Source organism: Tistlia sp. (genome assembly GCF_040905785.1).
GTDB lineage: Bacteria > Pseudomonadota > Alphaproteobacteria > Kiloniellales > DSM-21159 > Tistlia.
On sequence record NZ_JBBDQW010000009.1, the window covers coordinates 28630 to 52570 of the forward strand.

The following is a 23941-nucleotide window of genomic DNA, read 5'->3' on the forward strand; positions in this document are numbered from 1 at the left end:
GGGGGGGGGGGGCCCCCCCCCTGCCCTGCCCCTACATCTCGCCGTAGGTGCCGTCCTTCCAGACGTACCAGACGTAGTTGGGATCCTTCGGGTCGCCCTTCTCGTCGAAGGTGATCGGCCCGATCACCGTCTCGAAGGTGCCGCCGCGGATCTCTTCCGAGAGGGTCTCCGTGTCCAGCGAGCCGGTGCGCTTGACCGCCTCGGCCCAGACCTGGACCGCCGCGTAGGTGTAGAGGGTGTAGCCCTCGGGCTCGTAGCCGTCGGCGCGGAACTTCTCGACGATCTCGCCGGCCGCCTCGAACTTCCGCGGATCGGGCGCGAACGTCATGATCGTGCCCTCGCCGGCGTCGCCGGTGATCTTCCAGTACTCGTCGGTGACCAGGGCGTCGCCCGAGATCATCTGCGGGTCGTAGCCCTGCGACTTCGCCTGGCGGATCATCAGGCCGGCCTCGGTGTGGTAGCCGCCGACGTAGATCGCCTTGATGCCGGCCGACTTCATCTTCGAGACCAGGGAGGAGTAGTCCTTCTCGCCCGCCGTATAGGCCTCGTACATGCCCTCGGTCTCGCCGCGCTCGTTGAGCTGCTTCTTGGTCTCGTCGGCTAGGCCCTTGCCGTAGGCGGTCTTGTCGTGAAGGATCGCGATCTCCTCGCCCTTGTAGTTGTCGGCGAGGTAGTTGCCGGCGACGAGGCCCTGGGCGTCGTCACGGCCGCAGACGCGGTGCGTCGTGTGCCAGCCGTTGGCGGCCGCATCGTCGGTGAAGGACGGCGCGGTCGAGGCCGGAGAGATCTGCAGGATGTCCTCCTCGAAATAGACCGCCGAGGCCGGGATCGAGGAGCCCGAGCAGAAATGGCCGGCGACCAGGGCGACGCCCTCGCCGACCAGCTTGTTCGCCGCGGCGACGGCCTGCTTCGGATCGCAGGCGTCGTCCTCGACCACCGCGACCAGCTGTTCGCCGTTGACGCCGCCGGCGGCGTTGAAGTCCTTTACGGCCATCTCCAGGCCGCGCTGCATCTGCTCACCGAAGGCGGCGTACTGGCCGGTGATCGGTCCGACCGTCGCGATCTTGATCTCGGCCTTCGCCGCGCCGTAGCTGCCGGCGGTGAGCACCGCTGCGGCCGCGACGGCATACGCGAGTTTCTTCATGATGGTCTTCACTCCCTGCTGAGGCCCCTCTAAGCACTGCCGCGCCGGCCGGGCCCTTGGTCGGCACGTGATCTGGAAAAGTCGTGCTCCCGCAACCTACCATTGCGCGGACCGGGGGGCCAAGCGTCGGCGCCTCACAGGCGGGCGCCAGCTCAGCCGTTCCTCTTGTCGCGCCAGCCGAACAGGCCCGCCGGCTCGTAGAGCCAGGGGTACTGGACAACCATCTTGCGGGCCTGGGTCAGGCGGTAGGCGAGCAGCGCCACGGCGACGATGTAGATCCACTGGATCAGCCAGCCCGCGAGATGCAGCAGCGGCTCGTCGAACAGCGCGTAGGTCAGGAAGCGGGCGGTGAGCGACAGCAGCAGCCCGTAGGGGATCGCCTGCCACCAGGGCCGCCAGGTGCGCGCCAGGGCCTGCCCGGTCAGCACGGCGGTGAAGCCGAAGAGGACCACCGTCAGGCCGATGAAGACCGCCAGTTCGCTGCCCAGGATCGATTCCATCGGGGTTCCCTAGCTTGGCCCGTCCGGGGGCCCGTTCAGGGGCCCGTTCGGGTTTCGAATGCCGCTCAATGCCCGCCCTCGAGATAGGCGGCGCGGACTTCCTCGTTGGCCAGCAGCTCGCGGCCGGTGCCCTGCAGGGCGATGCGGCCGGTGACCATGACGTAGCCGCGGTTGGCCAGGCGCAGCGCGTGAAAGGCGTTCTGCTCGACCAGGAAGACCGTCACCTTCTCCTCGCTGTTGATCTGCTCGATGACCTGGAAGATCTGCTTGACCACCATCGGGGCGAGGCCGAGCGAAGGCTCGTCGAGCAGCAGCAGGCGCGGCTCGCTCATCAGGGCGCGGGCGATCGCCAGCATCTGCTGCTCGCCGCCCGACAGCGTGCCGCCGCGCTGCGACTGGCGTTCCTTGAGCCGCGGGAACAGCTCGAAGGCGCGCGAGAGGTTGCGCTCGTAGCGGGATGGATCGGCGGTCAGCGCGCCCATCTGCAGGTTCTCGAGCACCGTCATGCGCGGGAAGATCCGGCGACCCTCCGGCGACTGTGCCACGCCCTGGCGCACGATCTCGTGCATCGGCGTCTGGGTGATGTCCTTGCCGCGCAGCAGGATGCTGCCGCGGCGCGCCCGCGGGCTGCCGCAGATCGTCATCAGCAGGGTCGACTTGCCGGCGCCGTTGGCGCCGATCAGGGTCACGATCTCGCCTTCACCGACCTCGACGTCGACGCCCTTCAGGGCCTCGATCGCGCCGTAGTAGGCGTGGACGCCCCTGACCTCGAGCATCAGGCGCCCTCCCCGCGGCCGCTGCCGGTCGCCGACTCGTCCCCGGCCTTGCGCAGGTCGGCCTTGACCTCCTCCGGCAGGGCTTCGTCCTCGTCCTCGCCCAGGTAGGCGCGGATCACGTCGGGATCGTTGCGCACGGCCTCGGGCGAGCCGTCGGCGATCTTGCGGCCGTAGTCGAGCACGATGACATGGTCCGAGATCCGCATGACCACGCTCATGTCGTGCTCGATCAGCAGCACCCCGATGCGGTGCTCGTCGCGGATGAAGGTGAGCAGGTCGTTGAGCTCGGCCGATTCGCGCGGGTTGAGGCCGGCGGCCGGCTCGTCCAGGCAGAGCAGCACCGGCTCGGTGCACATGGCGCGCGCGATCTCCAGCCGGCGCTGGTCGCCGTAGGGCAGGTTGCCGGCCGAGAAGTCGGCGCGCGCCAGCAGGTTGATGCGGTCCAGCCAGTAGCGCGCCAGGTCGAGCGAGACCTTCTCGGCGCGCCGGTAGGCCGGCAGCCCGAAGACGCCGGCCAGGGAGTAGGCCGAGGCGGCCTGGAGCTTGTTGTGCTGGGCGACCAGCAGGTTCTCCAGCACCGACATGTTGGAGAACAGCCGGATGTTCTGGAAGGTGCGCGCGACGCCGGCGCGCCGGGCGATGGCGTGGCCCTCCATGCGCTCCAGCAGGAAGGTCTCCTCGCCGCGCGTCAGGGCCTGGCGGCCGGAGGTCGGCTTGTAGAAGCCGGTCAGGCAGTTGAAGACCGTGGTCTTGCCGGCGCCGTTCGGCCCGATGATCGCGGTGATCTCCCGGTCGGCGGCGGCGAAGGAGACGTCGTCGACGGCGACGAGGCCGCCGAAGCGCATGGTCAGGTGCTCGACCTCGAGCAGCGGCGCGCCCCCGGGCCGGACCTGCTCGCTCACGACGTCGCCCCCGCGGCCTTTTCCTCGGCGCGGATCTCGCTCTCCGGGGGCCCGCCGCGGCCGTGCAGCAGCACCGTCGGGTCGCGGTGCGCGAGCAGGCCGCGCGGGCGCCAGATCATGATCAGCACCATGCCGCCGCCGAACGCCAGCATGCGGTACTGCTCCAGCTCGCGGAACCACTCGGGCATGCCGATCAGCACGATCGAGGCGATGACCACGCCCATCTGGCTGCCCATGCCGCCGAGCACGACGATCGCCAGGATGATCGCCGACTCGATGAAGGTGAAGCTCTCCGGGCTGATGAAGCCCTGGCGGGTCGCGAAGAAGGAGCCGGCGAAGCCGCCGAACATGGCGCCCATGGTGAAGGCGGCAAGCTTGACGTTGGTGCGGTTTATGCCCAGCGACTGACAGGCGATGTCGTCCTCGCGCAGCGCCTCCCAGGCGCGCCCGATCGGCAGCCGGCGCACGCGGATCGTCACGAAGTTGACGAGCAGCGCCAGGGCCAGGATCAGGTAGTACATGAAGACGACGCGGTGCAGCGTGCTGTACTCCAGCCCGAACATCTCGTGGAAGGTCCGCTCGCCTTCCGGCGCCCGGCGCGCGAAATCGGCGATGCCGAAGAAGCTCGGGCGCGGGATGCCCGAGATGCCGTCCGGCCCGCCCGTCACCTGGTACCAGTTGAGCAGGATGATGCGGATCATCTCGCCGAAGCCGAGCGTCACGATCGCCAGGTAGTCGCCGCGCAGGCGCAGCACCGGGAAGCCGAGCAGCAGGCCGCCGAAGGCCGCCAGGATGCCGGCCAGCGGCAGGCACAGCCAGAAGGAGAACCCGAAGGTCTGCGCCAGCAGGGCGTAGGAGTAGGCGCCGATCGCGTAGAAGGCGACGTAGCCGAGGTCGAGCAGGCCGGCCAGGCCGACCACGATGTTCAGCCCCCACCCCAGCATGATGTACATCAGGATCAGGACGCCGATATCGACGACCTGGCGATCGGCGAAGGGCATGAAGGGCAGCAGGATCGCGAAGGCGCCGGCCGCCGGCCCCAGGTAGCGCGACCACTTCTGGAAGCGCTGGGCGACCTTGTCCATCGCATCGTCGCGCTCCTGGCGGCTCAGCCGGGAGCGGTGGCGCACCATGGTCAGCCCCGCCTTGAGCGCGACCACGCCGCCGCCGACCAGCCCGAGCACCGGCAGCGCCTCGCCCGGCATCGGCACGATCTGGGTCACGGCCGCGACCGCGACGGCGCCGACCAGGGCCGGCAGCGGCAGGCCCTCGCGGTCCAGGATCAGGCCGAGGCGGCCGAGCATCACCAGGACGATGACCCAGGCGACGTCGGCGAAGCGGGTGACCAGCGCCAGGCTGGCGCCGCTGCCCGTCTCGGCGTCGACCGTGCGCAGGCCGACCAGGGCGATGCTCAGGCCGAAGGCGACCAGGCCGGCGAGACCGACCTCCTTGGCCACGCCGCGCCAGTCGAGATCGGAGTAGGAGCCCCGGGATTCGCTGAGCATGGCCTCAGACCTTCTCGATCTCGGGCCTGCCGAGGATGCCGTAGGGCCGGAAGATCAGCACCAGGACCAGGATCGAGAAAGCCGCGACGTCCTTGTACTCGACGGAGAAGTAGGCCGACCAGTAGGCCTCGATCAGGCCGATCAGCAGGCCGCCGACCATCGCGCCGGCGATCGAGCCGATGCCGCCGAGCACGGCGGCGGTGAAGGCCTTCAGTCCTGCCAGGAAGCCGATGTAGAAGTCGATCACGCCATAGTAGAGCGTCACCATCACGCCGGCCACGGCGGCCAGGGCGGCGCCGATCACGAAGGTCAGGGAGATCGTGCGGTCGACGTCGACGCCGAGCAGCGCCGCCATCGTCTTGTCCTGCTCGCAGGCGCGCTGCCGGCGGCCCAGCTCGGTGCGGTTGATCAGCTGCGAGAAGCCGATCATCAGCGCGACCGTGACCACGATGATGATGATCTGCAGGTAGCTGAGGTTGACGATGAAGCCGTCGGCGCGCTCGCTGATCGCGACGCCGCCGCTGATGATCGGCTGCATCGGCTTGACCCGGGCGCCCTGCAGCAGCTGCACGTAGTTCTGCAGGAAGATCGACATGCCGATCGCGCTGATCAGCGCGGCCAGGCGCTGCGAGCCGCGCAGCGGCTTGTAGGCGAAGCGTTCCACCGCCCAGCCGTAGGTGGCGGTGAAGATCATCGACAGCACGAGGACCAGCAGGATCGCCAGCGGCACCCAGGTGATGCCCAGGAAGGTGAAGACCAGGAACCAGATGATCGCCATGAAGGCGCCGATCATGTAGATGTCGCCGTGGGCGAAATTGATCATCCCGATGATGCCGTAGACCATCGTGTAGCCGATCGCGATCAGGCCGTAGATGGCGCCGAGCGTCAGCCCGTTGATCAACTGCTGAAGGAAATAGTCCATCCGGCTGTGCCGTCCCCCGGCCGCGCCTTCGAGTACCGGCGCGGCTTCCCCTGCTCGTTTCCGCGGCCGCGCCTTGTTCCCGCGCGTGCCTCGCCCGACACCTACTCTCGCCCGTTGTAGGCGTCAAGCGGCCCTGCGCCCCCCCTGCCCCCGGTCCGGCCCCCGCCGCAGAAAAGCCCGAGGCCGACCGCGCTGTCGCCACCCCGCCGCGTTGCCCTGCCGCCAGCAGGACGCCGCAGGAGAAAGCCGACGATGGTCCAGGGTCTCAGTCACATCACCTTCGTGGTCCGGGACCTCGATCGCATGGAAGCGCTGCTGACCGCCGCGCTCGACGCGCGCAAGGTCTACGACAGCGGCGAGGTCACCTTCTCGCTGTCGCGGGAGCGCTTCTTCCTGGTCGGACGGGAGGAGCTCTGGATCGCGATCATGGAGGGCGGCGCCCTGCCGACGCGCAGCTACAATCACGTCGCCTTCCGGATCGACGACGCCGAGTACGACGAGCGCCTGCGTCGGATCCGGGAGTTGGGGCTGGAGGTCCGCGAGGGCCGCTCGCGGGTCGAGGGCGAAGGCCGCTCGATCTACTTCCACGATCACGACAACCATCTCTTCGAGCTGCACAGCGGCACGCTCGAAAGCCGGCTCAAGCGCTACGCCCGCGGTCGCTAGGCCAGAAGCCCCGGCCGCGCCCTGGCGCCCGGCGCCGGCGCCGGCTTGCGCTTGGCCAGCACGTACTCGAGCTTGCGCATGACCGCGCGCTCGAGCGCGGCCTCGCCGGCGGCGGGATCGCCGACGATCGACACCTCGACCAGCGACTCGCTGTCGATCGCCGACACCTTCACGAAGGCGCCGACGTTGTGGAACTCGATGATGACGGAATGCTCGGCCATGGTCCGCCAGGATCGCCGGTCCTTGCCTAAGGCTTGGTTAAGCCCGGCGCACCCACGCCCCTCGACAAGCTCGGGACGAAGCGGAATTTCGCGCTTTCCCCTGCTTCGTCCCGAGCTTGTCGAGGGACGTGGCAGCCGAGTCCGCCGAGGTTTGCCCGAGCTCTCACCGCCCTCGACAAGCCCGCCCTAAAACCTCGGTGCGCGAATCGGCGGCGCGTAGACCTGCTGCAGCCCCTCGAGCCCGCGCAGCGCGTGCCCGCCGAGCCCGCGCCAGGAGACCTCCGGCAGCGCGCCGGCGAAGGCGGCGCTGGCAAGCAGCGGCTCCTCGAGCCTCTTGCACAGGTCCTCCAGGCGCGCCGCCAGGTTGACCGCGGGACCGACGGCGGTGAACTGCAGGCGCTCGGGCACGCCGATGTTGCCGAACAGGAAGCGCCCGACGTGCAGGCTCAGGCCGCAGGCCAGCGGCGGCTCGCCCGGGCGCTCGGCGTTGCCGGCCGCCAGGCGGTCCCTCGCCTCGGCGGCGGCGGCAAGCGCGGCGCGGCAGGCCGCCGCCTCCCGGGCGCTGCGCAGCGCGGGCGCGTCGGCCGGCTCGATCGGGAAGATCGCCAGCACGGCGTCGCCGATCAGCAGCAGTATCTGGCCGCCGGCCTCGGCGATCGCGGCGGCGACCGCCTCGAAGTAGCGGTCGAGCAGCGCCAGGTAGCCGGCCGGCCCCAGGCGCTCGGCATGGCGGCTCGAGTCGCGCAGGTCGGCGTACCAGATCACCGCCTCGATCTCGTCGGCGTCGCCGCGCCGGATGCCGCCGGCGAGCACCCGCCGCCCGGCGTCCCCGCCCAGGTAGGTATCGACCAGGGCGCGCGCGATCTCCTCCTTGATCGCCGCCTTCATCAGCACGGCGAGCTGGTTCTCGGCCTCCTCTAGCAGGGCCAGGTCGGCCTCGCTGAAGCTCTCGGGCGCGGCCAGGGTCCAGGAGCCGACCAGGCCCTCGTCGGCGCCGCGGCCGAAGCGGGCGACGAAGGCGCGGTAGTCGCTCATGCCCTCCGCCGCGAGCTCGCCGAGCACTGGGAAGTCCAGGCTGGCCTCCGGGCCGCGCAGGCGGCGGCGCAGCGACGGCTCGCGCTGCGACAGCAGGTGGTATTGCGGGCTGCTGCGGAAGGGGCTCGCCGGGTCGGCGGCCGAGGTGACGTGGCGGTCCTCGACGAGGCGGCCGGAGCCCTCCCAGACGAAGCTCTTGGCCTGGAACAGGGGGTGCAGCACGCGGAAGGCGAGGTAGGCCCGCTCGATCGGCAGGCCCTCGGCGCGCAGCGCCTCGCAGCAGACCCGGAACAGGCGCTCCGTCGTCGCGTCCTCCAGCGTCGCCGCACGCAGCGCCGCATAGACGCCGCGCAGGGCCGAGGTCTCGCCGGCGAACCGCCTCCCTTGCATCCGACTGCCTCTCCATGATCCGCGCACTTGCCCGGAAGGTCGCCTGCGGGCACCCGGCGGTCAATCCGGCGCGCGGCCTTGACCCCTGGGAGTCGCCGTGACAAGGGAGTCCCGCCGAGCAGGCGGTTCGGCGCCGACGACAGCGAAAGGAGAAGAGGTGGACAGGCTTCCGACCCTCGAGGAGATCGAGACCGCGGCCGAGGTTGTCTACCGCCACCTGCCGCCGACGCCGCAGTACGCCTGGCCGCTGCTCGCCGAGGCCTACGGCTGCCGGGTCTGGGTCAAGCACGAGAACCACACGCCGACCGGCGCCTTCAAGGTCCGCGGCGGCGTCGTCTATCTCGAGCGCCTGCGCCACCGCCTGCCCGAGGTGCGCGGCGTCGCCACCGCGACGCGCGGCAACCACGGCCAGTCGGTCGCCTTCGCCGCCGCGGCCCAGGGCCTCGAGGCGCGGGTCTACGTGCCCCACGGCAACGCCGTCGAGAAGAACGCCGCGATGCGCGCCTTCGGCGCCCGCCTCGTCGAGACCGGCGCGGACTTCCAGGAGGCGCGCGAGACCGCCATGGCCGAGGCCGAGCGCGACGGCCTGCACATGCTGCCCTCCTTTCACCCGGACCTCGTGGAGGGCGTCGCAACCTACCCGGCCGAGCTGTTCCGCGCCGTCCCCGATCTCGATACCGTCTACGTGCCGGTCGGGCTCGGCTCGGGCCTCTGCGCGACCCTGGCGGCGCGCGACGCCCTGAGCCCGGGTACCGAGGTCGTCGGCGTCGTCTCGACCGAGGCCCAGGCCTACAGGCTGTCCTTCGAGGCCGGACGGCCGGTCTCGACCAACTCGGCGGCGACCCTGCTCGGCGACGGCATGGCCTGCCGGATTCCGGAACCCGACGCCGTATCCCTGATCAACGCCGGCGCCGCGCGGATCCTCGCCGTCGAGGACGCCGAGCTGGCCGAGGCGATGCGCCAGCTCTACAGCTGCACCCACAACCTCGCCGAGGGGTCCGGCGCCGCGGCCCTCGCCGCGCTCGGCCAGGAGCGGGCCCGGCAGAAAGGCCGGCGCGTCGCGGTCATGCTGACCGGCGGCAACGTCGACGCCGAGCTGTTCGGCCGGGTGCTCGGGCGCGAGCTGTGACGGCGGAAACTCTCGCGGCGCGGCCGTTGGTCCGGCATCTTCAATCCTCGCGGAGCTGCCCCAGGTGTTCGACTGGCTGACCGGAATCGTCCAGGGTGGGGGCTATCTCGGCATCGCCCTGCTGATGTTCGCCGAGAACCTCTTCCCGCCGATCCCCTCCGAGCTGATCATGCCGCTGGCCGGCTTCAACGCGGCGCGTGGCCAGTCCGAGCTCGTCTGGGTGATCCTGGCGGGCAGTCTCGGCTCCCTGGCCGGCGCCTTGTTCTGGTACGGCATCGGCCGCTGGATCGGCTGCCCGCGCCTCAAGCGATGGTCGGCGCGCCACGGTCGCCTGCTGACCCTGGAGCCGGAGGAGGTCGAGCGCTCCTACGAGTGGTTCCGGCGCCACGGCGGCCTCGCCGTCTTCCTCTGCCGGCTGCTGCCGGGCCTGCGCACCCTGATCTCCGTGCCCGCCGGGATGGCAAGGATGCCGCTCCTGCCCTTCCTGCTCTACTCGACGGCCGGGACGGTGCTTTGGACCGCCTTCCTGACGCTCGCCGGCTATTGGCTGGAAAGCGGCTATCACGTCGTCGCCGACTACCTGGACCCGGTCTCGACCGCGGTCGTCGTGCTGCTCCTGCTCGGCTACCTCTACCGCGTCGCGACCTTCGGCCGCCGCTCGGCTTCCTAGGTTCGACGCCGGGCTCGCGGCAAAGCGCGCGCGGCCGTCACCACCCGCCGCTCTCCAGCCAGCGCTCCACGTCCGCCAGACGGTCGTGACCCCAGAAGGGCTCGCCGTCGACCACCATGAAGGGCGAGCCGAACACGCCGGCGGCGATCGCCGCTTGGACCTCGCTGCGCAGCCGCTCCTTGACCGCCGGGTCCTGCAGGGCGGCCTCCAGGGCCGCCCGCGAAACACCCAGCGCCTCGGCCACCTCGATCACCGTCTGGGCGCGCGAGATGTCCCCGCCCTCGGCGAAGGCGCGCCGGTAGAGCGCCAGGGCCAGCGCGTGCGCCCGCTCAGGTTCCTCGTCGAGCAGCCAGTAGAAGGCCCGGCAGGCGGCGACCGAGAGGAAGGGGAAGGTCTCCGGGAGCCGGAACGGGAGGCCGAGCCCGCGCGCCGAGCGCTCGATGTCGCGCCGGGCATAGTCGCCCTTCAGGGGGATGCCGAGCAAAGGCTCCGTGCGCGTCGTCTTGAACACCGCGCCGAGCAGGAACGGCCGCCAGGCCACCGCGCGGCCGTGGCGCTCGGCCAGGGCGTCGATGCGCTCCGCCGCCAGGTAGCCGTAGGGGCTCGAGAAATCGAAGTAGAATGCGATCGGCTGCGCCGTCATGGGCCTCTCCCTCTCCTGTCAGGCGAGCAGGCTGCCGCAACCCGCCCCGGCGTCAAGGGACTTGCGCGACGCGATGGTCGCAGCCTTATTCCTTTCACCGAATCGGGTAGACCCAAGTACATAAAATCCTGTGGATAAGATCCCGGCGACGCTGCCGTCCGGGCCGAGGCCGCTCTGGCCGGCCTCCGACCGTCGGCCCGCGAGCCGACCTGGAACTGATCCGAACGGGGGCATCGATCTCGGCATGCGGGGCACGAACAGCGAGCTGGCTACCGAGTCGTCCGCAGGGCGCGGCCAGCCGCGTCCCGCGTGGCGCGCGCGGCCTCCGGCCGCGACCTGCGAGGAGGCCCTGCGCAGCGTCGCCGACTGGTTCTGGCGCAGCGACCGCGCCGGCCTGTTCGAGGAACTCGGGCCGAGCGTCGCGCGCAGCCTCGGCTGGCCGGCCCTGGTGCTGTCGGGCCGTCCGTTCCGGTCGGTGATCGCCGATGCCTCCGGCGAGCTGTGCCGGCAGTTCGAGCGTCTGACCCGCGAGCAGCAGCCGTTCCGCGACCTCCCCCTGACCCTGCTGGCGCGCGACGGCGCCAAGGTCGCGATCAAGCTCAGCGGCGTCCCGCAATACGACGACCTGGGCCGCTTCGCCGGCTACGTCGGCACCGGCACCGAGGTCGCCCTGGCGCCGCCGCCGGTCGACAGCGGCGAGTCGAGCGCCGCGATCCTGGCCGCCGAGCTCGAGAAGCTGGTCATGGAGAACCTGCGCCTGCGCATCGCGCTGGGCGCGGGCGCGAAGGGCGGCGAGGCGGCCGGCGATCCGGCGCACGAGCCGGGCAGCAAGCCGGTCGACCTGGCCAGCGAGCGCGCCGAACGCCGCAACGCCCACCTCGCCCACGAGCTGCGCACGCCGCTCACGGCGATCATGGGCTACGCCGAGTTCGCCGCGGGCCGCACCCTCGGCGAGGACAAGACGCGCGAGTGCCTGGAGCGGATCCTGACGGCGGCGCGCCACATGGACGCCTTCATCGACAACAGCTTCGCCGCGGCCGAAACGCCCAGGCTCGAGCTGTCGGCCGTCGCCCTCGACAGCGTGTTGCGCGACGTGGCGGCCATGGTCGAGCCGCAGGCCCGGGCCAAGGCCGTCGACCTCTCGGCCCTGGCGATCACCGGCAGCTTCCCGGTGCAGGCCGACCGCGGCGCCCTGATGCAGATCCTGGTCAATCTCTCGATCAACGCCATCAAGTACAACCGCCGCGGCGGCGCCGTCGGGGCGTCGGTGCACCTGGAGGGCACCGACCGGGTCGCCGTGGCGATCTGGGACACCGGCAAGGGCATCGCGGCGGACGACCTGCCGCACATCTTCGAGCGCGGCTTCCGCGGCAAGGGGCCGGTCGAGGTCGAGCCCGAGGCCGACGGCCCGGGCGGCCGCGGCCTCGGCCTGGCGATCTCGGTCGAGCTGGCGCAGGCCATGGGCGGCCGTCTCGAAGCGAGCAGCGAGCCCGGCGCGGGCACGCGCATGACCCTGCGCCTGCGCCGCGCTTCCACCCGCCCCGGTTCCGGGCCCAGTTCCGGGCCGACTTCCGGCCCCGGCGCCGCCTAGATCCTGCACCCGTAAAGTCGCTTTCCCTGTCCTGGGCCGCGCAGATCGACGCCCTCGTCATGGTCGTGAGCGAAGTCGAGGCCGTGATGGCCAAGCGCGCCGACCGGCGGTGACCGTCTCGGACAACGCAGGACCTCTCTATGGAACCAAATGCCTGTGCCAAGCTTTTGCATAGGCGGGTCTCTTAAGAAGTGTCACTTTCATGGCAATCCGAAGACCATGAAAGTCTCCCTTACGCCCGAGCTGGAGCGGTTCGTTGCAGAACAGGTCACCTCGGGGCTCTATCGCAGCGCAAGCGAGGTTGTTCGAGCCTCCCTGCGCCTGCTGGAGCAGGCGGAAAGGCGAGGCAGGATCAATCATGACCCCTCCAAAAATGGCGGGACATGGCAAGAATCCTGGAGAGCGATAAGTACACCACCGCTTCGGTGCCACCACCAAAGAGAATTGGTACGTGACGAGAAGTGAGAACAGAGCCAATCGAAAGGATGCCGAAAAGGTCATAGCGGCAGATATCGACAAGGGCGGCCCCTTCGTTGCCGCCGTTCGGAGCACGCGGATGCCGATGGTGGTTTCCGACCCGACGCTTCCCGACAACCCGATCGTTTTCGCGAATGACAGCTTCCTCACGCTGACCGGCTACGAGCGAGAGGAAGTGCTTGGCCAGTCTTATCACTTCATGATGGGGGCCGAAACCGATCCCGACGCGCGGGCGCAAATCGACGCCGCTTTCGATGATAGATTTAGCGCCACCTCTTCCGAGGTTCTATACTACCGCAAGGACGGCAGTACATTCTGGGCCATTATCTTCATCGGGCCGGTTTTCGGTGAGAAGAACACCGTCGTCCAGCATTTCGCCTCTTTTGTGGACGTTACCCGCCGGAAGCGGGACGAGGAACGTCTGCGGCTAATGCTGGACGAACTGGATCACCGCGTCAAAAACACACTTGCGAGTGTGCAGGCGATAGCCACCCAGAGCCTGAGCGGCTCGGCAGTCGGCGAGGAGGTACGGAACGCTTTCGAGGGACGCCTTCTCGCCTTCTCGAAAGGCCACGAGCTGCTGTCGCGCGAGAGTTGGGAGGGGGCAGGCCTGCGCGAGGTGATCAAGCAGATACTGCAGCCATTCGGCTTCGACGACGGACGGGCCGCCCGCTTTTCAATCGAGGGCGACGATCTTTTCCTGAACCCTAGGGAGACGCTGGCTCTGGCCATGGTGCTTCATGAACTGGGGACTAATGCCGCAAAATATGGCGCGCTCTCCAACGAGGACGGTTACATTGAAATCGTTTGGCGACCCGAGTTTGATTCGCAGCGGGAGCTGGTCCGGCTGCGCTGGCGGGAGCGCGACGGCCCACCAGTCGGCCCGCCAGGCCGCAAGGGATTTGGGTCTCGCCTGATCGAGCGAATGCTGGCGCCGGAACTGGACGGCGAAGTCCGATTTTCCTACGAACCCGATGGCGTGGTTTGCGAGATCGTTATGCCGATGCCCTCCGCGAACGGTGGGCATCGTGACCAGTAACCCCCTCTCCGGACTGCGCGTCCTCGTGGTCGAGGACGAAATGCTTGTTGCGATGCTTATCGAAGACACACTCGCCGACTTTGGCTGCGAGATCATCGGTCCGGCTGCCAGGGTCGAACAGGCGCTGAAGATGATTGAGACGACCGGACCGCTCCACGCAGCCGTTCTCGATGTCAATCTTATCGGGGAAAAGAGCTACTCCGTGGCCGACGACCTAGCCGCGCGCGACGTGCCGTTTCTCTTTATGACCGGCTATAGAAGAGAGTCTCTGTTTCCAGAGTACCGCAGCTTTCCGATATTGCAGAAGCCGGTCGGCCGGCGGGCGCTGGGCGACGCGCTCGCCAAGCTCGTGATGCCGGGACCGCACACCTACGCGATCCGTTCCAGGGTGCCCGGCCCCGAGAGGTAGACCGCGACCTCCTCGAGCTGCCGCGCCAGGCTTTCGATCTCCGCCTTTTCCATCAGGCTGAAGGCCGTCGACCAGGCGTCCGCCAGGGTCGCCTCCGGCGCTGCCACGGTGACGCCGCGGGCCGCCGCCGCCGTCCGGCCGCTGCGCGGGTCGATCAGGTGGCTGAAGCGCCCTGCCCGGTCGAACAGGGTGCCGTAGCCGCCCGAGGTGGCGACCGCCCGGTCGGAGCCGTCGAGTCGTCCGAGGCTGCGCGCCGGATCCGCCGGGTCGGCGATGCCGACCTGCCAGCCCCGGCCGTCGGGCCGCCTGCCGACGCCGCGGATCTCGCCGAGGTCGAGCAGAAGGCTCTCGACGCCGTTGCGCCGCAGCAGCGCCGCCACCCGGTCGGTGACGAAGCCCTGGGCGATGCCGTTCAGCGACAGCGCCATGCCCGCCCGCTCGAAGACGACCCGCTGCGGGTCCACCTGCAGCGCTCGCCAGTCGACGAGCGGCAGGAGGTCCGAGACGTCGGGCTGCCCGGCGTCGACCGCCGCCCCGGCGAAGTGCGCGCGGTAGCGCTGCCAGAGCGGCTGCATGGTGACGTCGAAGGCGCCGCCGCTCGCCCGGCTGACGCCGGCGGCTCGCCCGAGCAGTTCGACCAGCTCAAGCGGCGGCGCCGCCAGCCGCCCGTCGCGGTTCAGGCGAACGACGGCGGAATCGGGGCGGTAGAGGCTGAAGATCCGCTCCAGCCGCTCGATCTCCAGCACCGCCAGCGCGATCACCCGGCGCGCTTCCGCCGCGTCGGGGTGCAGCAGGCGGATCGAGGCCTGGGCGCCCAGCGCGACGCCGCTCCAGCGGTGGACCACCGCCTCGGCGCGGGCCGGGCCGGACACCAGGGCGAGGCCCGCGGCGGCGCCGGCGATGGCGAGGAAGCGGCGGCGGCCGACCGCCGCATTGGGCTCAGTGCGCGCCGTGGCCATCCTGCCCTCCCTGGGTCCGTTCGTCGCTCAACTGCTCGGCCGGATCCCGGGGCGCCTGAAGCGGCGGCCCCTCGCCCGGCCCGAGCACGTAGTCCTCCGGCACCGCGCCGAAGGCGAAGATCTCGCCGCCGTGCCGGTCGCGGAAGCGCTCGGCCGCCGCGCGGTCGGAGAAGGGCACGGTCTCCTGCGCGCCCATGCCGCCGCGCAGGTCGCTGCCGACGACGTAGACCGCGTCCTGCGCCGCCACCCAGGTCTCGGGCTCCGGCCGCTCCCAGTCCTCGACCAGCCCCATGTCGTTGACGTAGATCGCGGCGACCGCCTTGGACTCCTCCGGCAGGAGGGTGAAGGCGAGCACGTCGCGCACCGAGCTGAACCAGAGGGGCTCGCTGGCGCCCTCCAGGAAGACCTGGCCCTTCGGCCCCGGATGGTCGGCGACCGTCATGCCGCAGTAGTGGCCGATCGCCTCGGGCCCCGGCTCCTGCGGCGGCGGCGCGACGGCGGCCTGGCGGTCGTCGTCGCAGGCCGCGAGGCCGCCCGCGAGCCCCAGTGCCAGCAGCAGGCTGCGCCACGGTGTCATGGCTGCCTCTTGCTGAAGACCAGCACGCCGAGCCCCAGGGGCACCAGGATCCAGGCGCAGAGCGCGCCGTAGAGCAGCTTCGTCGACAGCTGGTCCGCCTCGCCCGGCGCGCTCATCCCCGACAGCAGCGAGGCGGCGCCCGAGCCGGTGAGGTTGATCAGCCGGTAGACGTCGGTGGGATTGAGTAGCAGCAGGGCGTCGAAGAGGCCGCCCGAAACGACCTGTCCCTGGTCGACGACGAGCAGCCCGAGCAGGGCCGAATCGTAGATCAGGACGAAGACCAGCCACAGGGCGACGGCCAGGCCGGCGGCGGTCGCCCGCTCGCGCACTGCGATGCTGGCCAGGCTGCCGAGGGCGACGAAGGCGGCGCCGAGCAGGATCGAGGTGCCGATCAGCCCGGCGAAGCCGGCCCAGTCGCCGGGTTCCGCCGCGTCGCGCAGGAACAGGAGGAGCGCGGCCGCGCCGTAGCCGACCACCGTCGCCAGCGCCAGGATCGCGGTATGCCCCACGAACTTGCCGAGCACGACCTGCCAGCGCGCCACCGGGTAGGCGAGCAGCAGCAGCAGCGTGCCCCGCTCCGCCTCGCCGACCACCGCGTCGAACGACAGCAGCAGCGCGATCAGGGGCACCAGGAAGATCGAGAGGGTCGCCAGGCTGACCACGACGACGGCGGTCGGCGAAGCGCCGGTGGTGCCGGCCGGCGCGCTGCCGAGCAGCACCAGGCTGAGCGCCAGGGCGGCCAGGATCAGCGTGGTCGCCACGACCCAGCGGTTGCGGATGCCGGCACGGATCTCCTGGCCGGCCACGGTCAGCAGGGCGTTCATCGTGCCTCCGCGGCGGTCAGCCGGCGATAGAGGGCGTCCAGGCCCGGGTTCTCGATCTCGACCTCTTCGACGAGGTCGCGCAGGCGGTCGAGATCGTGGATCAGCGCGGCGCGGTCGTCCGGCTCGACGGCCAGCTCGAGCCGGTCCTCCGTGCGTGCCAGGACCTCCGCGTAGGCCGAGAGCTTGGTCATGACCTGGCCGGTCGTGCAGGAGCGGACCCGGAGCCGCACGGTCAGCGGCAGCGGCACCTTGCGGCGCAGGCTCGCCATGTCGCCGACGGCCAGCAGGCGGCCGCGGTCGACCAGCGCGATGCGGTCGGCGTGGGGCTCGACCTCGGTCAGGGCGTGGGTCGAGATCAGGATCGTGACGCCCTGGCCGCGCAACCGGTCGATGGTCTCGAAGACCTCGCGCCGCGAGTCCGGGTCGAGGCCCGAGGTCGGCTCGTCGAGCAGCAGCAGCCCCGGACTGCCGATCAGCGCCTGGGCCAGGGCGAGGCGCTGGCGCATGCCCTTCGAGTAGGTGCCGACCCGCCGGTGCGCCGCCTCGGCGATGCCGACCCGCCGCAGCAGCTCGGGATTGGCGTCCAGCGGCGCCCGCTTCAGGCGGGCGTAGAAGTCGAGCAGCTCGGCGCCGGTCATCGCGCCGTTGAAGGCCACGCTCTCCGGCAGGAAGCCGAGGCGCCGGCGGACGCGGGCGCCGTGCCGACCCGCGGGATCCTCGCCGAAGATGCGCAGCCGCCCGGCGCTCGGCCGGATCACGCCGAGGATCAGCTTCATCAGCGTCGTCTTGCCGGCGCCGTTGTGCCCGACCAGGGCGACGACTTCGCCGGCCTCCAGGGCCAGGCTTGCGTCCTCGAGCGCGGTCAGGCGCCCGTAGCGCTTGGTGACCCGTTCCAGGGTGACGATCGCGTTCACGAGCCGGATTCTCCGCTGGCCAAGGGCGCCATCAGCGGCGCGCTGTCGACGACGCCGCCCGGGAAGAGCGCCGGCAGCCGCGACTGGGCGAAGCGCAGGGCCGCGACCGCCGGGCTGTTGAGCAGCAGCTTGGCCTGCGGATAGCGCCACAGCAGCTCGTCGGCGATGTCGTTGGGCCGGTAGGAGCGGTCGGCGATGCCGTCGCCGTCGAGGTCGAAGGCGGCGTTGTCGCTCCAGTAGTTGCCGCGCCCCGCCTCGCTCCACTCGACGGTGCGCGTGCCGACGTACTTGACCTGGGTGCGGTTGCCGACGAAGGCGTTGCCGGAGACGGCGTTGCGCTCCGAGCCGGCGGTGAAGTGGATGCCGATGGGGCAGCCCTCGAAGCGGTTGCCGGCGATGCGGTTCTTGTGGGCGTTGTAAATGAACAGGCACTTGCCGGCGCTGGCGGTCACGACGTTGCCGGCGATGGTGGAGCTGTTGACGTAGTTCATCAGCAGGCCATGGTCGCGGTCGCCCTCGCTGACGTTGTCGCGCACCTCCAGGCGGTCGGAATACATCAGCGCCCAGGCGACGTGGTTGCCGGTCGAGCGGTTCCCGACGACCTGGCTGTCGTGGGTGTACATGTAGTGAATCGCGAAACGCAGGTCGGCGAAGCTGTTGTCGCGGAAGACATTGCGCTTGCTGGTGTTGACGAAGATGCCGTCGCGCCCGTAGCGGACCTCGTTGCCGATGACCTCGGCGCCTGGAGCGTTCCAGATCGACACGCCGTTGCCGGCCTCGGCCAGGCGCAGGTCCCGGCGCCCGTGGATCACGTTGCCCTCGACCCGGGAGTCGGAGGCGCCGTGCAGGTAGACGCCGAACAGGTTGTCCTTGAGGCGGTTGCCGCGGATTACGGCGCGCGGCGCGTCGCGGGTGACCAGGATTGCCGAATCCATGTCGGGAACCTGGAGGCCCGAGCCGGTCACGGTCAGCCCCGATATGGTCACGCCCGGGGCGGTGACGGTGATGACGCTCCCCTCGCCCGCGCCCGCCAGGACCGCGCCCTCGGCACCGAGCAGGCTGAGCGCGCGGTCGAGGACGACCGGGCCGCGGTGATGCCCTGCCGCAAGGGTCAGGACGTCGCCCGGCGCCGCCGCCTCGATCGCCGCCTGCAGGTCTTCGCCGGGCGTCAGGACCCGCTCGGCTGCCGCCGCCGTGGCCGAAGCCACGACGGCGGGCAGCGAGCCGGCCAGGACGGCGACCAGAAGCAGGATCGCGCTGGTAGGGGTCGGCTTCATGGCCTCAGACGGCCCTCGGCTCGACGAGCATGCGCCCCTTCATCTCCATGTGAAGCGCGTGGCAGAACCACTGGCAATAGTACCAGTAGACGCCGGGCCGGTCGGCGACGAAGGTGACCGAGGCCGTGGCCTGCGGCCCCACCTCTATGGCGACGCCGTGGTTCAGCACGGTAAAGCCGTGAGTCAGGTCCTCGATGTCGTCCAGGTTGGTGACGTAGACCGTCACTTCGTCGCCCTGCTTCACCGTGAAGCTCTCCAGGCTGAAGGCCGGGGCGACCGAGAACATGTAGACCCGGACCTTGTTGCCGTCGCGGATCACGTCGGCGGCGTACTCCAGCTCGACGCCGTCGGCCTCGGCCTGCCGCTTGGCGTCGTCGAACATCGGATCGGCACGATCGTAGATCTGGGCCGGGTTCACTTTCGAGCGATGGACGATGGTCGCATCGTGCGGCTCGGCGAAGCTCGGGCCGTCGTGGACCAGCACCATCTCGTCGCCCGAAATGTCGATCAGCTGGTCGCATTCGGGCTTGAGCGGGCCGACGTTCAGGAAGCGGTCCTTCGAGAATTTATTGAGCGAAATCAGCCACTTGCCGTCCGCCTCCTTGGTCTGTCCCATGGAGGTGTGGTTGTGGCCCGGCTGGTAGTGGACGTCGAGCTTCTGGATGATCGGGTCGACGTCCTCGCCGTCAAACTTGCGGATCGCGTCGGCGATCGACCACTTGCAGACCTGGCTGTCGATGAACAGCGTCGTGTAGGCGTTGCCGCGGCCGTCGTAGGCCGTGTGCAGCGGGCCGAGGCCGAGCTCCGGCTCCGCGACCACCGTGTCGCGAGGCTGGATCTTGTCGTCGAACAAGTCGTCGAAGCGGCGCACGTCGAACACCGTGACCGTCGGCGACAGCTTGCCGTTGGCGACGACGTGGATGCCGTCCGGCGCGGTGTTGATGCCGTGCGGCGAGTTCGGGACCGGAACGTAGCGGGTGTAGGCCGAGCCGTGGCGGCCGTCGATCACCGGCACGCCCTTGTGCTCGGTATAGTCGCCGTTGCGGACCGCCTCCTCGATGCGCTCGATGTTGAAGATGACGATCCAGTCCTGCTCGGCGGAGGTCATCTCGGCGAGCGTGACGCCCTCCTCGGAGTTGTAGCAGGTCGCGAAGCAGTACTTGCCCTGGTAGTCGGCGTCGACGTTATCGAGATTGCCGTCGACCATGACCTGCCAGGCGATCTCCATGGTATCGCCGTCGATCGCCGTGAAGATGGCGTGGTACTGCTCGTGGTCCTCCAGGATCTGGCCGTCGTTCGGGATCGGGATCGCGTCCTCGCCGTTCGCGAAGACGTAGCCGGTGCGCGGGTACTTCTGGACCCTGAGGCCATGCACCGCCTGCATGTTCGGGATCTCGATGATCTTGTCGCACTTCATGATGTCGCAACGCACACGCGCCACGCGCGAATTCGCCTTGTCGTTCATGAAGACGTAGCGGCCGTCGTAGGTGCCGTCGGTGAACGACATGTGCGGGTGGTGGAGGTCGCCGTTCATGTAGGTGCCGCCGCGCGTCGCCAGGTACTCCTTGGTCTCGGGCAGCAGGCCCTCGGTCAGGACCTTCAGGCTCTCGTTGCTCTGGCCCCAGCCGGTCGCGCTGCAGCGGTTGAAGACCGGCACGCGCATCAACTCGCGCATCGACGGCAGGCCGACGATGCGCATCTCCCCGCTCTGGCCTCCGGAGAAGAACACGTAGTACTCGTCGAGCTCGCCGGGGCCGACCCCGGCCTGCTCGGCGGCGTGCCCGACCCGCGGCGCCACCATCGCGCCGGCGGCGAACCCGCCGCTGCCGGCGAGCCCGGCCAGCATCGCGGCCTTCGCCGTGCCGCCCAGCAGTCCGCGGCGGCTGACGCCGGTTTCCTCGGTATGGTCCGTCATCTGACTTTTTCTCCCTTGCTACGAAGCCCCGGTCTGGGGCTCCATCGTTTCCGTCGCCGGCTCCTCCGGCGTCCGATCCGGTCGCCCGCCTACGCGCGGCCGCGGCGGTAAGCCGCCCGCCGGCGTGCCCGAGCCCGCGCGGCGCTCGCGCTTCAGGCGCTTCTGGATGACCACCGGGCACTTGCGATCGTGGTGGTAGAGCACCTGGCAGTGCAGGCAGGAAATGCACTCGTTCGGGTTGATGTGGCCTTCCGGATGGATCGCCCCGACCGGGCATTCGTTGTAGCAGCGCATGCAGGGGCTGCCGCACTCGCGGTAGCGCTTCAGCCAGTCGAACATCCGCAGCCGCCCCGGGATCGCCAGCGCGGCGCCGAGCGGGCAGAGGTAGCGGCAGAAGAAGCGCTCGATGAACAGGCCGGCCCCGATCAGCACCAGCGCGAAGGCGACGAACCACCACTCGCGCAGGAAGCGCAGGATGATCGCGGTCTTGAAGGGCTCGATTTCGGCCAGTTGCTCGGCGAGCGCCAGCGAGGTCAGGGACACCCCGAACAGGCCGAGGAAAATCATGTACTTGAGCGGCCAGAGGCGCTCGTGCAGGCCCCAGGGCACCGTGATCTGCGGCACCTTGAGCAGGCGCGCCGCGCGGTTGCTGAGCTCCTGCAGCGCGCCGAAGGGGCACAGCCAGCCGCAGAAGGGCCCGCGCCCCCAGAACAGCAGGGAGGCGGCGACCGCGAACCAGAGGATGAAGATCAGGGGGTCGACCAGGAAGTAGGACCACTGGAAGTCGGTCCTCAGCGAGTTCGCGAAGGCCAGGATGTTGACCACCGAGAGCTGCGCCTGGGCGACCCAGCCGAGCCAGAACAGCGTGACGACCAGGTAGCCGAGCCGGATCCGGTCGAACAGCTTCTCGCGCTTAACCAGCTGGTCCTGGAAGAAGAAGATCGCGGTCAGCACCAGCAGCATCACGCCGAGCAGCCCGATCGAGAGCACCTTGCTGCGCCAGATCCGCTCCCAGAGCGGCTGGTCCTCCTCGCCGGCGATCGAGGGAAGCCCTTCCGCGCCGGTACCGGCGGCGGGGGCGGCCGGGGCGGCGGCCGGCACGGCCGCTGGCGTGGGCTCGACCGTCTTCGCGTAGAGCCTGGGCAGCCGGTAGTCGAGGGAGAAGCTGGTGAAGGCCTTGTCGAGGGCGCTGATAGGACGCTGCACCAGCAGGCGCAGCGTCCAGGTCTCGGCCGGCTCGAACCGCGAATCCTCCGGAACGACGAAGAGCGCGATCTCCTTGAACGAGGGGGCGTCGGCCGCATCGGCCAGGTCGCCGATCCGTTCGTGCTGCCGGTCGCGGAAGCGGATCGTCTCGCTGCCCTGGGTGACCTCCAGGCGATCGAAGATGCCGCCGCGCACGTAGCCGGAGCCCTTGAAGGAGTAGCGCCCGCCGCCCATCACCAGGAGCGCCGTCTGCCCCGGGGCGAGGCGCTGGCTCAGGCGCTCGTAGGCGGCCTCGCCGAGCAGGCTGGTGCCGATTGCCGGCTGCGAGACCAGCGCCACGAAGACGTCGACGAAGGGATCGCCGGGCGCCCCCTTCTCCGGCCGCCGCGCCGCCTCGGCATTACCGGAGCGCTCGAAGGCCCGGTTGACCTCGGCGACGCTCACCTCCAGGCGCCGAACCGCGCCGTTGCCGAGCAGGGTCAGCCAGTCGGTCGGCTCGCCGCCCTCGGGATCGACGACGCGCCGGGGGCCGAGAGCGGCGCCTTCCGCGGGACCGCCGGCTAGGTGATTGGCGATCCGGCCGGCCGAGCGGATGATGCCGTCGCCGATGACCAGCACGGTCACGGTCGCTCCCGAGACAATGTCGACTTCGGGCGCCGACTCCCCGCGCGACGCGGCCTGCAGCGGGTTGAAGCCGAGCAGGCCGTCCAGGTAGGCCTCGATGCGCGATTCCGGGATGCCGATCAGCACGATCGGCTCGTGGTGCTCGACGATCTTCGCCCCGACGATGGTGCCCTCGGGATCGAGCCCGACCAGGGTGTGGATCGGCTTGCCCGAATAGCCGGCGGTGCCGACCACGTCCGAGGTCAGGTAGACGTGACCGACGACCCGGTCGCCGGCGAGCGCCGGCACGACCGGCGGATCGCCCTCCGGCGTGCCGAAGCGCTCGGCGCCCGGCACCAGCGCGCCCGGCTCGACCTCCGCCAGGAAGCTCGCCAGGTCCGCCTCGCCGGCCCGCGGCGTCTGCGCGGCGCCCGGCTGCACCGCCGCGCCGAGAATCAGCGCCAGGCAGAGCGCTGCCGAAGCGGCGCCCATCGCGAAGCGGTAGCGCAGGTTTTGGAGCGGCTGGCTGGCTGCTGGCATAAGGATTATTTCCTCCGAGGCGGGGCGCCTCGCTGAAGGAGACCCGCAGACCATGCGCTTTGGGCGCGGGGGCGCATTTGCGCGAGATCAATTCCCGGAGAAGATCGGCGTGGGAAGATGTGAGCGTGCAATAGTTGGACGTGTAATCGCAAGAAGGACGCGCGATGGATGTGTCTAGGCGGGCCGCGAGCCTGAGTCACGACCCCGCCGCCCGGGTCGCCAGCCTTGCCGAGCTGGTCGGCATCGCCCAGGCGATCGAGGTCGAGGCGATCGGCCGCTACCGCCGGCTTGCCGAGGAGATGCGCCGGCGCGACGAGACCGCAACGGCCGAGGCCTTCGAGACGCTGGCCGAGGAGGAGCTGCGCCACGTCGATGCCGTGGCCGGCTGGGCCGGTGCCCTGGGCGAAGCCGTGCCGCCCGCGGAGGAATTTCGCTGGCGCCTGCCCGCCGACCTCGCCGAGAGCTGGGAGGAAGTGCTCGGCAGCGCCCTGCTGACGCCCTACCGGGCGCTCGCGATCGCCGTCGACAACGAGGAGCGGGCCTTCGCCTTCTACAGCTTCCTGGCCGCCGCCAGCCCCGACCCGAAGGTCGCCCGGGAGGCCGAGCACCTCGCCGCCGAGGAGCTGCACCACGCCGCCCGGCTGCGGGTCTGGCGGCGTGCCGCCTGGCGGCGCGAGAACCCGGACGGCGGGACAGGGTCGGCCGGCCCCTGGCGGCCGGAGACGGTCGAGGCGCTGGCCGGGCTGCTGGCGACCCAGGAGGCCGAGATCGCCGGCTGCCACGGCCGTCTCGCCGGCCGCCTGCGCGAGGCCGGCGATCCGGTCAGCGCGACGCTGCTCGACGAGCTGGCCTCGGAGGCCGCCGGGCGGGCGGAGACGTCCCAGCCCGTGGCCTGTACCGCCCCCGACTGCGAGAGCGACCGGCCGCTCGCCCTGCTGCTTGCCGCCCAGCGCCCGCTGGAGCAGCTTTGCGAGCACCTGGAGGAGCTCCACCTCAACGCCCCGAGCGAAGCTCTGCAGACGATGGCGCAGGCCTTCCTCGGCGACGCCGTCGCCCGCACCGCCCGCCTCGGCCGCCGCATCGAGCAGCTGGACGCCCGCTAGGCCA

At 70.3% G+C, this 23941-nt stretch carries 24 protein-coding genes; 8 read left to right on the plus strand and 16 right to left on the minus strand.

The features are described from left to right. Nucleotides 1–31: 31 nt before the first annotated feature. The 6 genes from WD341_RS02785 to WD341_RS02810 all read right to left on the minus strand — a co-directional run bounded on the left by WD341_RS02785 (nucleotide 32) and on the right by WD341_RS02810 (nucleotide 5749). On the minus strand, nucleotides 32–1144 hold the full coding sequence (locus tag WD341_RS02785; protein ID WP_368423892.1) for a branched-chain amino acid ABC transporter substrate-binding protein: 1113 nt from the start codon (nucleotides 1142–1144) through the stop codon (nucleotides 32–34). Between the two features lie 152 nt (nucleotides 1145–1296). Further along, nucleotides 1297–1644, minus strand: a complete 348-nt coding sequence (locus WD341_RS02790) for a DUF6867 family protein (RefSeq protein WP_368423893.1) — start codon at nucleotides 1642–1644, stop codon at nucleotides 1297–1299. 65 nt (nucleotides 1645–1709) lie between these two features. After that, complete coding sequence (locus tag WD341_RS02795; RefSeq protein WP_368423894.1) at nucleotides 1710–2420, minus strand: ABC transporter ATP-binding protein; 711 nt, start codon at nucleotides 2418–2420, stop codon at nucleotides 1710–1712. Then, entirely contained in the window at nucleotides 2420–3265 is an 846-nt protein-coding gene (locus tag WD341_RS02800) for an ATP-binding cassette domain-containing protein (protein ID WP_368423922.1), read from the minus strand. The genes WD341_RS02795 and WD341_RS02800 overlap by 1 nt, the downstream gene beginning before the upstream one ends. A gap of 53 nt (nucleotides 3266–3318) precedes the next feature. Further along, complete coding sequence (gene livM, locus WD341_RS02805) at nucleotides 3319–4827, minus strand: high-affinity branched-chain amino acid ABC transporter permease LivM (RefSeq protein ID WP_368423895.1); 1509 nt, start codon at nucleotides 4825–4827, stop codon at nucleotides 3319–3321. A 4-nt stretch (nucleotides 4828–4831) separates the two neighbouring features. Continuing rightward, entirely contained in the window at nucleotides 4832–5749 is a 918-nt protein-coding gene (locus WD341_RS02810; protein WP_368423896.1) for a branched-chain amino acid ABC transporter permease LivH, read from the minus strand. Nucleotides 5750–6001: 252 nt separating this feature from the next. Between WD341_RS02810 and fosX the strand changes: the two genes are divergently transcribed. Then, nucleotides 6002–6415 (plus strand): FosX/FosE/FosI family fosfomycin resistance hydrolase, encoded by a 414-nt coding sequence (fosX, locus tag WD341_RS02815; protein ID WP_368423897.1) that lies wholly within the window; start codon nucleotides 6002–6004, stop codon nucleotides 6413–6415. On the opposite strand, the gene WD341_RS02820 is transcribed toward fosX, so the two are convergent. Then, on the minus strand, nucleotides 6412–6636 hold the full coding sequence (locus WD341_RS02820) for a hypothetical protein (protein ID WP_368423898.1): 225 nt from the start codon (nucleotides 6634–6636) through the stop codon (nucleotides 6412–6414). The genes fosX and WD341_RS02820 overlap by 4 nt on opposite strands. 186 nt (nucleotides 6637–6822) lie before the next feature. After that, complete coding sequence (locus WD341_RS02825; protein ID WP_368423899.1) at nucleotides 6823–8061, minus strand: adenylate/guanylate cyclase domain-containing protein; 1239 nt, start codon at nucleotides 8059–8061, stop codon at nucleotides 6823–6825. Between the two features lie 157 nt (nucleotides 8062–8218). Between WD341_RS02825 and WD341_RS02830 the strand changes: the two genes are divergently transcribed. Beyond that, nucleotides 8219–9190: a threonine dehydratase gene (locus tag WD341_RS02830; protein WP_368423900.1), complete on the plus strand. Its 972-nt coding sequence runs from the start codon at nucleotides 8219–8221 to the stop codon at nucleotides 9188–9190. Between the two features lie 64 nt (nucleotides 9191–9254). Continuing rightward, nucleotides 9255–9860 (plus strand): DedA family protein, encoded by a 606-nt coding sequence (locus tag WD341_RS02835; RefSeq protein WP_368423901.1) that lies wholly within the window; start codon nucleotides 9255–9257, stop codon nucleotides 9858–9860. A 37-nt stretch (nucleotides 9861–9897) separates the two neighbouring features. Here the strand turns inward: WD341_RS02835 and WD341_RS02840 are convergent, their stop codons facing one another. After that, nucleotides 9898–10503 carry a 2-hydroxychromene-2-carboxylate isomerase gene (locus tag WD341_RS02840; protein WP_368423902.1) on the minus strand — a complete coding sequence of 202 codons (606 nt, stop codon included), beginning with the start codon at nucleotides 10501–10503 and terminating at the stop codon, nucleotides 9898–9900. A 244-nt stretch (nucleotides 10504–10747) separates the two neighbouring features. Between WD341_RS02840 and WD341_RS02845 the strand changes: the two genes are divergently transcribed. The 4 genes from WD341_RS02845 (at nucleotide 10748) to WD341_RS02860 (ending at nucleotide 14019) form a co-directional block, all read left to right on the plus strand. After that, entirely contained in the window at nucleotides 10748–12094 is a 1347-nt protein-coding gene (locus WD341_RS02845; protein WP_368423903.1) for an ATP-binding protein, read from the plus strand. 219 nt (nucleotides 12095–12313) lie between these two features. Continuing rightward, complete coding sequence (locus WD341_RS02850) at nucleotides 12314–12559, plus strand: type II toxin-antitoxin system ParD family antitoxin (RefSeq protein ID WP_368423904.1); 246 nt, start codon at nucleotides 12314–12316, stop codon at nucleotides 12557–12559. Beyond that, a complete protein-coding gene (locus WD341_RS02855; RefSeq protein ID WP_368423905.1) occupies nucleotides 12546–13610 on the plus strand; it encodes an HWE histidine kinase domain-containing protein in 1065 nt (354 codons plus the stop codon). Before WD341_RS02850 ends, WD341_RS02855 begins: the two co-directional genes overlap by 14 nt. Continuing rightward, entirely contained in the window at nucleotides 13600–14019 is a 420-nt protein-coding gene (locus tag WD341_RS02860; protein ID WP_368423906.1) for a response regulator, read from the plus strand. Before WD341_RS02855 ends, WD341_RS02860 begins: the two co-directional genes overlap by 11 nt. Here the strand turns inward: WD341_RS02860 and WD341_RS02865 are convergent. From WD341_RS02865 to WD341_RS02895, 7 genes are read right to left on the minus strand one after another with little or no spacing between them, the layout of a single operon-like run. Further along, the gene (locus WD341_RS02865) at nucleotides 13980–14978 is read right to left on the minus strand and encodes an FAD:protein FMN transferase (RefSeq protein ID WP_368423907.1); all 999 of its coding nucleotides are present in this window, start codon (nucleotides 14976–14978) and stop codon (nucleotides 13980–13982) included. The genes WD341_RS02860 and WD341_RS02865 overlap by 40 nt on opposite strands. After that, nucleotides 14959–15555, minus strand: a complete 597-nt coding sequence (locus WD341_RS02870; protein WP_368423908.1) for a nitrous oxide reductase accessory protein NosL — start codon at nucleotides 15553–15555, stop codon at nucleotides 14959–14961. The genes WD341_RS02865 and WD341_RS02870 overlap by 20 nt, the downstream gene beginning before the upstream one ends. Then, nucleotides 15552–16379, minus strand: a complete 828-nt coding sequence (locus WD341_RS02875; protein ID WP_368423909.1) for an ABC transporter permease — start codon at nucleotides 16377–16379, stop codon at nucleotides 15552–15554. Before WD341_RS02875 ends, WD341_RS02870 begins: the two co-directional genes overlap by 4 nt. After that, entirely contained in the window at nucleotides 16376–17293 is a 918-nt protein-coding gene (locus WD341_RS02880) for an ABC transporter ATP-binding protein (RefSeq protein WP_368423910.1), read from the minus strand. Before WD341_RS02880 ends, WD341_RS02875 begins: the two co-directional genes overlap by 4 nt. After that, entirely contained in the window at nucleotides 17290–18570 is a 1281-nt protein-coding gene (locus WD341_RS02885) for a nitrous oxide reductase family maturation protein NosD (protein WP_368423911.1), read from the minus strand. Before WD341_RS02885 ends, WD341_RS02880 begins: the two co-directional genes overlap by 4 nt. A gap of 4 nt (nucleotides 18571–18574) precedes the next feature. Then, complete coding sequence (nosZ, locus tag WD341_RS02890; protein ID WP_368423912.1) at nucleotides 18575–20485, minus strand: TAT-dependent nitrous-oxide reductase; 1911 nt, start codon at nucleotides 20483–20485, stop codon at nucleotides 18575–18577. Nucleotides 20486–20503: 18 nt separating this feature from the next. After that, a complete protein-coding gene (locus tag WD341_RS02895; protein WP_368423913.1) occupies nucleotides 20504–22834 on the minus strand; it encodes a 4Fe-4S binding protein in 2331 nt (776 codons plus the stop codon). A 164-nt stretch (nucleotides 22835–22998) separates the two neighbouring features. Between WD341_RS02895 and WD341_RS02900 the strand changes: the two genes are divergently transcribed. Then, nucleotides 22999–23937, plus strand: coding sequence for a ferritin family protein (locus WD341_RS02900; protein ID WP_368423914.1), 939 nt, complete (start codon nucleotides 22999–23001; stop codon nucleotides 23935–23937). The last annotated feature ends 4 nt before the right edge of the window (nucleotides 23938–23941 follow it).

Coding starts and splice junctions, on each gene's coding strand:
- fosX (WP_368423897.1), top strand. CDS start 6,002: ATGGTCCAGGGTCTCAGTCACATCACCTTCGTGGTCCGGGACCTCGAT.
- WD341_RS02840 (WP_368423902.1), bottom strand. CDS start 10,503: ATGACGGCGCAGCCGATCGCATTCTACTTCGATTTCTCGAGCCCCTAC.
- WD341_RS02885 (WP_368423911.1), bottom strand. CDS start 18,570: ATGAAGCCGACCCCTACCAGCGCGATCCTGCTTCTGGTCGCCGTCCTG.
- WD341_RS02845 (WP_368423903.1), top strand. CDS start 10,748: ATGCGGGGCACGAACAGCGAGCTGGCTACCGAGTCGTCCGCAGGGCGC.
- WD341_RS02900 (WP_368423914.1), top strand. CDS start 22,999: ATGGATGTGTCTAGGCGGGCCGCGAGCCTGAGTCACGACCCCGCCGCC.
- livM (WP_368423895.1), bottom strand. CDS start 4,827: ATGCTCAGCGAATCCCGGGGCTCCTACTCCGATCTCGACTGGCGCGGC.
- WD341_RS02795 (WP_368423894.1), bottom strand. CDS start 2,420: ATGCTCGAGGTCAGGGGCGTCCACGCCTACTACGGCGCGATCGAGGCC.
- WD341_RS02865 (WP_368423907.1), bottom strand. CDS start 14,978: ATGGCCACGGCGCGCACTGAGCCCAATGCGGCGGTCGGCCGCCGCCGC.
- WD341_RS02895 (WP_368423913.1), bottom strand. CDS start 22,834: ATGCCAGCAGCCAGCCAGCCGCTCCAAAACCTGCGCTACCGCTTCGCG.
- WD341_RS02800 (WP_368423922.1), bottom strand. CDS start 3,265: ATGCGCTTCGGCGGCCTCGTCGCCGTCGACGACGTCTCCTTCGCCGCC.
- WD341_RS02810 (WP_368423896.1), bottom strand. CDS start 5,749: ATGGACTATTTCCTTCAGCAGTTGATCAACGGGCTGACGCTCGGCGCC.
- WD341_RS02820 (WP_368423898.1), bottom strand. CDS start 6,636: ATGGCCGAGCATTCCGTCATCATCGAGTTCCACAACGTCGGCGCCTTC.
- WD341_RS02825 (WP_368423899.1), bottom strand. CDS start 8,061: ATGCAAGGGAGGCGGTTCGCCGGCGAGACCTCGGCCCTGCGCGGCGTC.
- WD341_RS02875 (WP_368423909.1), bottom strand. CDS start 16,379: ATGAACGCCCTGCTGACCGTGGCCGGCCAGGAGATCCGTGCCGGCATC.
- WD341_RS02850 (WP_368423904.1), top strand. CDS start 12,314: ATGAAAGTCTCCCTTACGCCCGAGCTGGAGCGGTTCGTTGCAGAACAG.
- nosZ (WP_368423912.1), bottom strand. CDS start 20,485: ATGACGGACCATACCGAGGAAACCGGCGTCAGCCGCCGCGGACTGCTG.
- WD341_RS02790 (WP_368423893.1), bottom strand. CDS start 1,644: ATGGAATCGATCCTGGGCAGCGAACTGGCGGTCTTCATCGGCCTGACG.
- WD341_RS02785 (WP_368423892.1), bottom strand. CDS start 1,144: ATGAAGAAACTCGCGTATGCCGTCGCGGCCGCAGCGGTGCTCACCGCC.
- WD341_RS02870 (WP_368423908.1), bottom strand. CDS start 15,555: ATGACACCGTGGCGCAGCCTGCTGCTGGCACTGGGGCTCGCGGGCGGC.